The sequence below is a fragment of the Cobetia sp. 2AS genome, from assembly GCF_029846355.1.
Taxonomy (GTDB): Bacteria; Pseudomonadota; Gammaproteobacteria; order Pseudomonadales; family Halomonadaceae; genus Cobetia; species Cobetia amphilecti.
The window spans coordinates 619,503-631,536 of record NZ_JARWKQ010000001.1 but is presented as its reverse complement, the minus strand read 5'-3'; the positions used below and the strand labels follow the sequence as shown (position 1 = coordinate 631,536).

11 protein-coding genes are annotated in these 12,034 nt (G+C 64.6%); 1 reads left to right on the top strand and 10 read right to left on the bottom strand.

Features of this window, described 5'->3' with window-relative positions:
* Window positions 1-42 precede the first annotated feature (42 nt).
* The 10 genes from QD356_RS02715 to QD356_RS02670 form a co-directional block, all read right to left on the bottom strand.
* On the bottom strand, window positions 43-1,914 hold the full coding sequence (locus QD356_RS02715) for a glucosyltransferase domain-containing protein (protein ID WP_192837899.1): 1,872 nt from the start codon (window positions 1,912-1,914) through the stop codon (window positions 43-45).
* 144 nt (window positions 1,915-2,058) lie between these two features.
* Window positions 2,059-2,898 carry a mechanosensitive ion channel domain-containing protein gene (locus QD356_RS02710; RefSeq protein ID WP_279876686.1) on the bottom strand — a complete coding sequence of 280 codons (840 nt, stop codon included), beginning with the start codon at window positions 2,896-2,898 and terminating at the stop codon, window positions 2,059-2,061.
* A gap of 207 nt (window positions 2,899-3,105) precedes the next feature.
* A complete protein-coding gene (locus QD356_RS02705) occupies window positions 3,106-3,801 on the bottom strand; it encodes a hypothetical protein (RefSeq protein WP_192837898.1) in 696 nt (231 codons plus the stop codon).
* A complete protein-coding gene (locus tag QD356_RS02700; RefSeq protein WP_192837897.1) occupies window positions 3,776-4,975 on the bottom strand; it encodes a hypothetical protein in 1,200 nt (399 codons plus the stop codon). Before QD356_RS02700 ends, QD356_RS02705 begins: the two co-directional genes overlap by 26 nt.
* Complete coding sequence (locus tag QD356_RS02695) at window positions 4,972-5,406, bottom strand: GtrA family protein (protein WP_192837896.1); 435 nt, start codon at window positions 5,404-5,406, stop codon at window positions 4,972-4,974. Before QD356_RS02695 ends, QD356_RS02700 begins: the two co-directional genes overlap by 4 nt.
* Window positions 5,396-6,532 carry a glycosyltransferase family 2 protein gene (locus QD356_RS02690; protein WP_225996383.1) on the bottom strand — a complete coding sequence of 379 codons (1,137 nt, stop codon included), beginning with the start codon at window positions 6,530-6,532 and terminating at the stop codon, window positions 5,396-5,398. Before QD356_RS02690 ends, QD356_RS02695 begins: the two co-directional genes overlap by 11 nt.
* Window positions 6,533-7,013: 481 nt before the next feature.
* On the bottom strand, window positions 7,014-7,319 hold the full coding sequence (locus tag QD356_RS02685) for a cyd operon YbgE family protein (RefSeq protein ID WP_192837895.1): 306 nt from the start codon (window positions 7,317-7,319) through the stop codon (window positions 7,014-7,016).
* Window positions 7,320-7,378: 59 nt separating this feature from the next.
* Window positions 7,379-7,480 carry a cytochrome bd-I oxidase subunit CydX gene (gene cydX, locus QD356_RS02680; RefSeq protein ID WP_024951692.1) on the bottom strand — a complete coding sequence of 34 codons (102 nt, stop codon included), beginning with the start codon at window positions 7,478-7,480 and terminating at the stop codon, window positions 7,379-7,381.
* Window positions 7,481-7,600: 120 nt separating this feature from the next.
* Window positions 7,601-8,734: a cytochrome d ubiquinol oxidase subunit II gene (cydB, locus tag QD356_RS02675; RefSeq protein WP_192837894.1), complete on the bottom strand. Its 1,134-nt coding sequence runs from the start codon at window positions 8,732-8,734 to the stop codon at window positions 7,601-7,603.
* A 6-nt stretch (window positions 8,735-8,740) separates the two neighbouring features.
* Window positions 8,741-10,357: a cytochrome ubiquinol oxidase subunit I gene (locus tag QD356_RS02670; RefSeq protein WP_192837893.1), complete on the bottom strand. Its 1,617-nt coding sequence runs from the start codon at window positions 10,355-10,357 to the stop codon at window positions 8,741-8,743.
* 586 nt (window positions 10,358-10,943) lie between these two features.
* On the opposite strand from QD356_RS02670, the gene QD356_RS02665 reads away from it, so the two are divergent.
* The gene (locus QD356_RS02665) at window positions 10,944-11,807 is read left to right on the top strand and encodes a lipopolysaccharide kinase InaA family protein (protein ID WP_192837892.1); all 864 of its coding nucleotides are present in this window, start codon (window positions 10,944-10,946) and stop codon (window positions 11,805-11,807) included.
* Window positions 11,808-12,034 lie beyond the last annotated feature (227 nt).

The following is a 12,034-nucleotide window of genomic DNA, read 5'->3' as shown; positions in this document are numbered from 1 at the left end:
GGCTTTCTCATATGGCCTGGTCACATGAGTGACTCGCACGGCCTAATCACATTGGCGAGGCTTGCGGAAATCGATCACCCAGACTCCCTCTTGCAGTGACAGCGCTGGCGATGGCACTTGAGACCGAGCTTGAGGCAGAACTTGAGACTGAACTGATGAAGGGGCGGAGGACTTACCGGTAGGCTGGCGGGTGGGCTGATCGGAGGCCTGACTGGCAGCATCGCCCGGCGCACAGGGCGACCGTGCTTGCAGGCGTGCCTTGAGCGCCTCATCGCGCAGCAAGGTCACCGCGCTGGCGCCCGCCAGGCGCAGCCGCACCACGGCCCAGTAGTTGTCGGGCGTGAAGGCGGCGACCAGATTCTGGCCCACGGCCGCCACCTGCTGGCGAGCGACCCGCGCCAGTGGCGCCACTGGCGCCTCGCCCAGCACCAGTACCGGCAAGGCATCGCGCGGCTGGTAGCGCTCGGCGTCGCGGGGCGAGTCCAGCGGCAGGCCCTGTTCCCGCGCCTGAGCCACCAGAGTGCGCGCCAGTTGTGTCTCATGGGCCTGCTGGGCGGCCAGCGCATTGCTCCAGGCGGCGAAGATCACCTCATGGCGCACCAGCAACAGGCCGGCGACGATCAACAGACACTGCATCAACGGGCACTGCGCCAGACGCCGCCAGACAGATGTCTTGCGCTGCGTGTTGGCCGATTCAGTCATGCTCGGCGTTGCGCTTGCCTCCGCGCTCGATCTAACGCTCTCTCTTGCTCTCACGCTCAGTGCCAGCATCAGGGCGCCACCCAGCAGCGGCCCCCAGGCGATCAGGGTGCGCGAATGAAATACCGGCTCGGCCAGCAACAGCATCGGCCCCCACAGGGCGGGAACCAGCAGCAGCGCCCACAGGGCCCAGCTCATGCGCTGCAGGGATAGCTGGCGCGCCGAGCGAGACCTGCCCTCGGGCGCGCCAGTAGCGGCTTCCTGTCGCACAAGCGCGCCGTGAGACAGGAGTCGCAGCAGCGCCACCCCGGCCAGCAGCGCCAGACTGAGCAGCAACGTGACCTGCCCCAACCCCTCACGCAGTGCGCCCAGCGCCACGCTCAGGTTGTGCTCGAGACCCGCCAGCAAGGCCTGAGGGTCGGCGAAGGGCAGCATCTGGCCATGCTGCTGACTGTACTCGCCCGCCACCAGCAGCCGCGTGATGGGCAGATAGAGCAGCAAGGCGACGGCGGCCAGCGCCCCACGCTGCAACAGCATCCGCCAGCGCGACCACAGTGACGTGCTGGCAGCGCCCGCGAACAGGGCTTCGAGCAGGCTCAGCACCAGAAAGGCATTCAGGGCCGGTTGATAGCAACACAGCGCCAGCAACAACAGCAGCAAGGCGCTCAGCGGTGGCTGCCAGGCCTGCCATGGCCCTTCGCTTATCCCTCCGGCTTGCTCTCCCTCTTCCCTGCTTTTCCCGCCAGCACGCAGCACCAGACTGGCCAGTATGGCACTGGCCAGCGCCACGCTCATCGGCAGGCTGTCGAAGGTGTAGCTGAAATTCTGCAGGGTGAAGGGCGTCAGCCAGATCAGCGCATTGCCCACTACGCAGCCCGCCAGCGAGAGCCCCGGCAGCCATCGCCACCAGGCCAGCGCCATGCCCGCCGCCAGCCCCCAGGCCGCCAGTTGTGGCAAGGGCGCGACATTGACCAGCACGTCGCCGAAGCCCAGCAGACGCATGATGCCCTCGGCGGCCGGGCGTGCATTGAGCATCCAGCCGTAATAGCCATCCAGCGCGCGACTCATGTCATCCAGATACAGCGCGCGCGTGGCGATCAGCGGCACAAGCCCGAGGCCGATCACCACCAGACTGGCAAGCAGGATGCGCCATGCCTGACGCCGTCTGGCATCAGCGGCATCACACGCTTGGGACAACGGCTGCGAGCTTGTCATGCACTGGACTCCCGATCAGAACGATACCCAGGACGGATGACGTCGAGAGTACCTGACTCGGGGCGCGATGGAATGCCCCGACGAAAGCCCATCAAAAACGCCACCCGAGGGTGGCGTTGTCGACCTGCCTACGTGATGCAGAAGTTACTCGGCCGGCGTGCTGGCCTGATGGAAGTGCACATCGCGCTGCGGATAGGGAATGCTGATGCCGCGCTCATCGAAGGTCAACTTGATGCGTTCGGTCATGTCCCACTTCAGCGCCCAGTAATCGGAGGCCTGGCACCACATGCGGAAGTTGAAGTTGACCGAGCTGTCGGCCAGTTCCGCCACGGCGATCAGGTGGGACGGCTCCTTCATGATGCGCTCGTCACCGGCGACCAGCTCCTCGAGCACCGCCTTGACCTGACGGATGTCGTCGTCATAGCTGACACCGACGACCAGATCCAGACGACGCGTCGGCAGCGCCGAGTAGTTGGTGATGGTGTTGGACATGACGCTGGAGTTCGGCACGGTGACCTTGCGGTTGTCCGGCGTCACCAGGCGGGTCTGCAGCATGGTGATCTGATCGACGCTACCGGAGGTGCCGGCGGCTTCGACGTAATCGCCCTTCTTGAACGGACGCAGCGTGACCAGCAGGAAGCCGGAGGCCAGATTGGACAGCGAGCTCTGCAGTGCCAGACCGATCGCCAGACCCGCGGCACCCAGCGCGGCGATCATGGAGGTGGTATCGACACCGAGCTGGTCCAGAGCGGTCAGCAGCACCATGACCACCAGGATGGCGTAGGCGATCTGGCCGACGAAACCGGCCGCCGCCTCGTCCATGCTCTTGCGGTGCAGCAGCGAGGTCGCCCACTGGGTCAGACGCTTGGCGACCCACATGCCGAAGACCAGCACGGCCAGCGCCGACAGCAGGGTTCCGCCCCATTGCAGCCCTATCTCGAACAGCTGACTGGTATCCATGGGGATGGCATTCAAAAATTCCACGACAACTCCTTGAGCATCCCTTGCGTGGCAGTCAGCAGACCACCGGGTGCTTTATCGTTATAGGGCACGAGGCGCGCGCCGGGGACGCACTGACACTCGGCCGAACGGATCATTGGGTATTCACGCGCACACAATTTACCTGACTATCGGCGTCACGTCAGTGCTCTTGCGCCCGGGGCCGCGTGCCCTGACAGGCCATTCATCCATTCAGGGCTGCGCTCGAGCGGGCGTCAGCCCCAGCGGTGAGCGCAGCGTCAGCGCATCCAGGCGCAGGCCCACGGGAAACTTGTTGGCATCCAGGCCCGCATCACGCGGCGCGATGGGCGGCGGCCCCTTGAGGGTCAGGCTGAAGCTGCCGTCGCTCGCGATCAGCGCGGCGGGCACCTCGACCTCGAAGCGCTCATAATTACCGCCCACCGGCCAGCGCGTGACGGTCTGCTCCCCGATCATGACTTCCACCGGCAGCGCGGCGGCCGAATCCGGGAAACGTGACAGCTCAAGCGCCACGACCACGGCCTGCGAGCCTGCCGGCGAGACCTCGGGCGCGACCCGCAGGCGCAAGGTGACCTCCGCCAGCCGCGCACTGACCGGCACGTCTGGCTGGGGCGAGTAGAAACCGGCCCACAGCACGCCGCAATTGCCCAGCGGCTCGCCCTTGCGGATGGGGTAGCGCTCACCCGGCGTCAGTACCGGCACCTCGCCCATCGGCCGGTAACAGGTGGTGGCATGCTCGATGAAGTAGCGCCGATAGTGATCATCGACCCTGGGCGTGCGCGCCAGCCACAGCAGGGTGAGCTCGAAGGCCAACACCACCACGGTGGCCAGCAGCCACCAGGCCCGCTGGCTGCGCCGTGGCCGTGGCGCGCCATACAGCGCATCAGACGAGCCAGAAGACGGTGTCATACCAGTTCTCCACCAGCCAGAGATTAGCGAGCGCGCCCAGCATGACCAGGCCCCAGGCCAGCGTGCGTGGCAGACGAGTGAGCAGGTCATGCAGGGCCAGCACGAACACCGGCATGCCGATCATGTAGCGCGGAATGGCGTCCAGCCCGGTCGCCAGCGGTACGAACAGCGTGAAGCCCGCCAGCCCCATCTCCAGCCAGCGCCGCTGCACGCCCAGCCAGCCGGTCAGGCCGACACCGACCAGCGCCATGCTCGCCTGCCACGCCGGGCGCAGCGTTTCCGGCGCGCTCTGCCAATAGCTCAGCCCTTCAATGAGGTTGGCGAGGGGGTTGCCCATCTCACGGCCCCAGGAAATCTGCACATGACTGAAGGCCAGCGCGTCGCCCGTCCGGTGATAGAGCAGCGCCATGAACAGAAACAGCCCCAAGGGTCCCACCACGCCGATCAGCAGCCAATCGGGCCGCCGCCACAGCTCGGCGAAGGCGCGCAGGCGCAGGCGTGCCACAAGCTCGATTCCCATCGCGATGACCCAGAACACCCCGGTGGCGCGGGTCATCGACAACAGCAGCGTCCAGAGCATCACGCGACCGGTGCGCTGACAGCGCCAGTCGATCAATGACGCCAGACACAGCAGCCAGAACAGTGACTCGGAATAGAGTGCGCTGAAATAGAAGCTGTACGGCATGCTGGCCGCCAGCCACACGAACAGCAGCAACGGCGCGCCGGGGCGCGTGATGGCCAGATAGCGACAGCCCAGCCCCAGCGCGACGGCCAGCAAGGCATTGCTCAGGAGCACGCCCATCAGTTCGGGGTCCAGCTGGCCGCCCAGCGTCACCAGCCACAGCAGCGCCGGATAGAGCGGGAAGAAGGCCCAGTTGGCGGCGTCGCCGTCGCTCATGCCACGCGCCTCGACATCGTAGCCGCGCGTCATGATGCCCTTGAACCAGCTGCCGTCGAACTGCGCCATGGCGTGCAGATAGCTGTGATCGCCCCACAGCGCGATGGCGAGCCAGACGGCGCGCGTCACCAGCAACGCCAGCAGGATATGCCCCCAAGGAATGCGCACGGCCTGCGCCCGCGCGAGCGCCTCAAAGGGGGGCGGCGTCTCGGCCGCCAGTGTCTTGAGGCGCTCCCCCAGGGTCGAGCGCGGCCCTGCGGTGACGCTGTCATTCATGCATGGTCTTCCTTGAAGGCCCACAACCGTGAGGCCAGATAGGTCACGATCGGCACCGAGAGCGTGGCGATCGTGATGGCGACGAAGCCCGACAGATCCAGCCCCTGCATCAGCAGTGCCAACAGGCCATTGTTGAGCGCGAAGCCGCCCGCCGCGACCAGTCCGAAGCGCCAGGCACTGCCCTGGCGCTTGAAGGTCAGCCGGCGATGGCCGACCAGCGAGACCTGAAAGGCGACGCAGAAGGCAATGATATTGGCGATGAACTCATTGAGCTGCGGCCACAGGAACAGCAGCAAGGCGGCGACGCCCAGGTGCACGCCCGTCGCGGCAAGCCCGACCAGCCCGAAGCGGGTCGCGGTGCCCGCCTCCTCCCTGGCGCGGGCAGTGACTGGTCTGTCGGACTCGCTGACGCCTTCACGATCAGCGCTCAAGTGATTCACCTCGCGCCGCGTCGCGTGACGCGCCGCGTACGACTCGCGCAGTGCTCAGGCCGCTGTCGAGGCCCCTGTCCGGTGACACGCTGCCCGGTGGGCTGTCGTGCAGACTGTCATGGTCGATCAAGTAAAGCGGACGCTGCTTGGTTTCCATGAACAGGCGACCGAGGTATTCGCCCAGCACGCCGATCGAGATCAGCTGCATGCCGCCGAAGAACAGGATCGCGACCATCAGTGAGGCATAGCCCGGCGCATCGGCGCCGAACAGCACCGTCTTGCTGATGATCACCAGGATATAGAGGAAGGACAGAGCGGCGACGACACTGCCGATATAGGTCCAGACCCGCAGCGGCCAGGTCGAGAAGCTCACCACGCCATCGAGGGCGAAGTTCCACAGCTTCCAGTAGTTGAACTTGGTGGTGCCGGCCGTGCGCGACGGGCGCTGGTAGGTGACGCCCACCGAGCGATAGCCGGGCCACGAGAACAGGCCCTTCATGAAGCGGTTGCGCTCGGGCAGGCGCCGCAGCGCCTCGACGACACGGCGGTCCAGCAGGCGAAAGTCGCCCGCATCGCGCGGTATCTCGGTGAAGGTCAAGCGGTTGAAGACGCGGTAGAACCAGCCTGCCGTCTTGCGCTTGGTGGCGGTGTCTTCATCGCGCGCGGCGCGCACGCCATAGACCATGTCGTAGCCGGCCTGCCATTGGCTGATGAACTCGAGGATCACCTCCGGCGGGTCCTGCAGATCGACATCCATCGGCACGACGGCATCGCCACGCGCCTGCTCGATGCCGGCGGACATGGCCGCTTCCTTGCCGAAGTTGCGTGTCAGGCTCAGGTAGCGCACGCGGGCATCACCGGCCGCCGCGGCCTCCAGACACGCCAAGGTGCCGTCGGTTGAGCCATCATCGACGAACAGCACTTCAAGATGTGGCACCTGCGAGCCCAGGGTCTTCTCGATGGCCTCCAGAAAGAGACCGATGGTCTCCTCCTCGTTCATCACCGGCACCACCAATGACAAGACCCAGTCACCGGAAAGGCGGCGCGACATGTCGCGGGGAATATGCCCCGACGAGGACTGCCGGCCAGACGCCTGGCCACAGGATGCATCAGCTGAGGACCGCATGGTATTTCCTCCATCGAGAGCCCCGTCATTCATGCACGCCAGGGCATCATCATCTGACTAGGTAAGAGTGAAGAGGACACAGGTGCTGCACCAGCGCCTTACCAGACACTCGCCCGCTCTCGATCGGCGCCTCTCCTCCCTCCGCTCCATTACCTCTTGGGGCCGAGGGCGACGAATACAACACGGCGTCAATGCGGATGGCGGCCAGCGCGAACCGGTCTGCCAGCTGCCAAAATCCGTGAAAAGCTCCGCACAGCGCCAGACATCGGCAAGGGCTTGCGAGAGCGGTCTGCGCGGGTCAATGAGCGCGACACTACCTCGCTGCGTTATAGAGCCTGCGGCCTCAACAAGTAAAGCCTGAATCACTCAAGGACTCGCAAGCCATGCCATTAGCCATCAACAAACACGGCCGCTCCAGGGAGCGGCCGTGTTTGCTTGTGCCATGACTGGAATCGCAATGCAAGGAGTCTGCGCAATCGCGTTACTGGCTGGACGCGAGGGCCACCAGCGTGATGAGCAGAAGACACCAGCTCAGCGGCGCCCCCAGCAGCCAGGCGCGGGTCGCATGGCGCGGCACCAGGCCGACGCCATGCGTAAAGCCGGCGCCCAGCCCCCACAGCGCGACCAGCAACATCAGATAGCGCGGCCCTGTCTGCATCGAGGCAATCGCATCCGGCCCCAGCAGCATCCAGATGGCCACCATGGCAGACAGGAGCAGCGAGGCCAGATGGGCAGGTCGAGTTCGGCACCAGGCCGGTGGTCGTGAGGCGTACCAGGGTCGTGACATCGAGCTCTCCTTGATCGGAACGGTCAGCGGCGCAGAAGTAACGTTGGGGGCCGCCTCACTCAATCATCGTCAAAGGTGTGGGTCTGCTCAAGCCACAATGCATTGATGATGCCCGCGAAGCAGGCCAGCAACACACCGAGAATCCAGGCGAAATACCACATGGTGTCGTCTCCTGACGAGGGCACTGCCCTCGCCTGTTGATAGCAAATGGAAGCAATTGGCTCAGCTAGCTCAACTCAATTCAGGCCAGCTCAACTCAGGTCAGATCAGCCCAGCGCACCTCAATACAGGCTGTGACCGTCCTGCTCGATATGCGCGACGTTGACGCGACGCCACATCTTCACGTAGCACCAGGTGGTGTAGAGGATGATGGTCGGCACCATCACTAGTCCCGCCACGGTGACGATGGAGAGCGTCAGCTCGCTGGAAACGGAATCCCACAGCGTCAGACTGGCCTCGCTCATGCGCGAGGACGGCACGATGAACGGGAACATGCTGATGCCGGCGGTGGCGACCACACCCCCTACCCCGACGGAGCTTGCCGTGAAGGCCGCGCCGCCCTTGCGCCGAGCCGACAGCACCATCGCGGCCAGCACACCGACCACCACGCTGAGCGGTGCCAGCAGCGTCAACGGCTCACGTGCATAAACATCCAGCCAGCTGCCCGGCCCGACCTGCTTGTCGAGCAGCTTCAAGGCCGAAGCGGTATCGCCCATCTGATCGATGCTGTAGCCCATGCCGGACAGCCACACCCACAGGCCGCCCAGCGCGAACAGCCCCAACGTCAAAAGGCCCAGCGGCTGCACCAGACGCGCGCTGCGTGCGGCGACGGCCTCATCGGCACGTGCCACCAGCCAGGTACCGCCATGCAGCATTACCATCACCACCGACAGCGCGGCGCACAGCAAGGCGAAGGGGTTGAACAGGCCCAGGTAGCTGCCGGCGTAGCTGGCACGCATGAACTGATCGACTTCCAGCGGCACGCCCTGCAGCAGGTTGCCGAAGATCAGCCCGAAGAAGGCGGTGGGAATCAGACTGCCGGCGACGATGCCGCGGTCCCACCAGCCGCGCCACTGGGTGTTCTCGAGCTTGGAGCGGTAGTCAAAGCCCAGCGGGCGGAAGAACAGCGAGAACAGGATGGTCAGCATCGCGAAATAGAAGCTGGAGAACACGGCGCCGTAGACCACCGGCCACACCGCGAACACCGCGCCAATGGCCGTGACCAGCCACACCTGATTGCCATCCCAGTGCGGGGCCAGGGTATTGATCACCACACGGCGCTCGCTGTCACTGCGGCTGACCAGCGGCATCAGCATCGCCGCGCCCATGTCCATGCCATCGGTGATGACGAAGCCGATCAGCAGCAGCCCTACCGCCACCCACCAGAACAGCTTGAGGATCTCGTAATCCCACATGATCCGTTACTCCTTGAATGACAGCGAAGGATTGAGTGACATGCCGTCATCTTCGGACATGGCGCCATGGTGGATGCCGCCGCGCTCGAAGTGATAGCGACCGGTGTGCAGGGAAGACGGCCCCTTGCGCGCGAAGTGGAACATCAGCCACATCTCGATGACGAAGAACAGGCTGTAGAAGGCCAGGAAGCCACCGATGGACCACCACAGGTCGGACTCATCCAGACTCGAGGCCGCCATGAAGGTCGGCAGGATCTCCCCCACCGCCCACGGCTGACGTCCGAATTCGGCCACGAACCAGCCGGTTTCCACGGCGATGAACGGCAGTGGGATCGACAGCAGGCAGATCCACAGGAAGGGCCGCACGTCGAAGCGGTGCTTGGCGGTCATCCACACCGCAGCGATGAAGATCACCAGCATCGCCATGCCACAGGCAACCATGATGCGGAACGAGAAGAACATCGGCGCGACCGGCGGAATCGAGTCGGCGGCGGCCTTGTCGATCATCTCCGGCGTGGCATCGGAGGGCGTCTCGACGTAGCGCTTGAGCAGCATGCCGTAGCCGAGATCATCCTTGACCGCATCGAAGGCCTTGCGGGTGGCGATGTCGTCCTGGCCATCACGCAGCTGCTGGAGCAGGTCATAGGCCTGCATGCCATTGAGGATGCGTCCGCGGTGCTCCTCGGTCAGCTCCTTGATGCCGGGGATCTCGGTATCCAGCGAGCGCGTGCCGATCAGGCCCATGACATAGGGAATATGGATGCCGTAATCGGTGTGCTGGGTCTCCTCGTTGGGCAGTCCGATCAGCGTGAAGGACGCCGGCGCCGGCTCGGTTTCCCACATCGCCTCGATGGCGGCCATCTTGGCCTTCTGGACATCCCCGACCTCGTAGCCGGACTCATCGCCCAGCACGATCACCGAGGCCACCGAGAACAGGCCGAAGGCGGCGGCGATGGCGAAGCTGCGCTTGGCGAAGCCCAGGTCACGCCCCTTGAGCAGATAGAAGGCGCTGATGCCGAGCACGAACATGGCGCCGGTCACATAGCCGGCCGACACGGTATGCACGAACTTGGCCTGGGCGACCGGGTTGAAGATGACATCCGCGAAGCTGGTCAGCTCCATGCGCATGGTCTCGAAATTGAAGGCCGCACCGACAGGGTTCTGCATCCAGCCGTTGGCGATCAGGATCCACAGCGCCGAGAAGTTGGAGCCGAAGGCGACAAGCCAGGTCACCATCAGGTGCTGACGCTTGGTCAGGCGGTCCCAGCCGAAGAAGAACAGGCCGACGAAGGTGGATTCCAGGAAGAAGGCCACCAGGCCCTCGATGGCCAGCGGCGCACCGAAGATGTCGCCGACGTAATGCGAGTAGTAGGCCCAGTTGGTGCCGAACTGGAATTCCATCGTCAGGCCAGTGGCCACGCCAAGGGCGAAGTTGATGCCGAACAGCTTGCCCCAGAATTTGGTCATGTCCTGGTAGACCTGCTTGCCGGTCATGACATACAGGGATTCCATGATGGCCAGCAGGAAAGCCATGCCGATGGTCAATGGTACGAACAGGAAGTGGTAGAGCGCGGTCATGCCGAACTGGAACCGCGACAGCTCCACGACGGTATCGGAGATCATGTCTTAACCCCTTTGCGATAAGGCGGACGGTCAGGCTGCCGTCCCTGCATGCGCTTGCCACCGACGTCGGGCGGACGCATCAGGCCGACTCTCGCCGGCAAGCACACAGGCAATGGCACCGTGGCACCAAGACCTTGGTCGGCATTGTCTACCCTCCCGCGCCAGTCTCCAGATGTCAGGTTGTCGCACTCACCGGGCGAATGTCGCACCCGCCACCTCCGCCAAGTGCCTGTTGTCACTGGACAACTCCGCTGCAAGCCGCATGGATGCTGGAGCGATGGGGCTCGCTGGCCTGGCGCCATCTCAACGCTGACTCTGCGCACCCCTGCGCGCGCTGCGACCATCGACCACACTGCGACGTTGCACCACGCTGCGACCGACTGGCGCACCCAAGCGCCGCCAGGCGCCGCGCAGCAAGCCATCACGGCCCCGCGCCATTGACGCGCTGGGAACGAGAGTTTTGTGCCGCAGGCCTGTCACTTCCCCAGCAGGCTAACTATCATGGCCAGTCATCGCAGCGCTCACCGACAAGGATTGCCAGTGAACGCTTACCGCCTATCACCCGAGACCGTGATTCCTACCTGACATGACGCATCGCTCCCCCATTCATCCCTCTGCTGGTCACACCGCCACCACCAGCCCCAGCGCCACGGCGCCGCGCGGCCACGGCGATTACTGCGAAGCCGGCCTCGCCCGCCTGCTGGAGCAGCACGACCTCAATAGCTTCGATGCCCTGTGGCAAGTGGCAGCCCACGACGTCGACGCGCCGAATCGTGAACGCGGCGGCGTCTCGACGGTTTCGCTGCTGACGCTCGAGGATGAAGACGGCAATAGCCATCGCCTCTATCTCAAGCGCCAGACCAACCACCTGGGCCGCAGCCTGGCGCGCCCGCTGGGCGAACCGACCTTCTCTCGCGAATGGCGTGCCATCCGCCACTATCACGCGCTGGGAATACCGGCAGTGGACGCCGGCTGGTACGGCGAGCGGCGCGCAGGCCGGGAATGGCGCGCCATCCTGATCACCTTCGATCTCGCCGGGCGCGATGACCTGGACCACTGGCATGAACGCTGGTCAGAGCTCGACGCGGGCATGCGCTCTCAGGTCATCACCGCCAGCGCCCGCCTCGTTCGCGAGATTCATCAGGCTGGCCTGATGCATGGCTGCCTGTTCCCCAAGCACCTCTTCCTGAGTCGCCCGCCGAGTGAGTCGCCGGACAGCACCTGGCAGATGGACGCCGTCATCATCGACCTCGAGAAGACGCGCCGCTTCGTGCTGCGCCGCCACGAGTGTCTGCGCGATCTCTACGTGCTGTGGCGCCGCCTGAAGGGCTGGCAGCACGATGAATGGCGACAATTTCTTGCCGTCTATCGCGATGCGGATGCGCAGAGCGCCGAGGTCAGTCAGTGGCTGAAAGAGCTGGAAGCACGCGCCGCACGCAAGCGTCGCTGAGCCTGCAGAGCCCGGTGACGACTTTGGCGTAGTGAGCACTAACCTCGCGCACGGCATGCGACCAAGGTCTTGGTCACCTTGCGCGAGGATGAATGAGGATGTCGCTCGAATGCGTCAGCACAAGTCTCACTCGTGAGACATTAAACTTCCCTGAAATAATCGGTAACATCCGCTAACAGGACGCCTAATAAGTTTTCAAACAACGTTCTAAAAAAATGCTTGCTAAA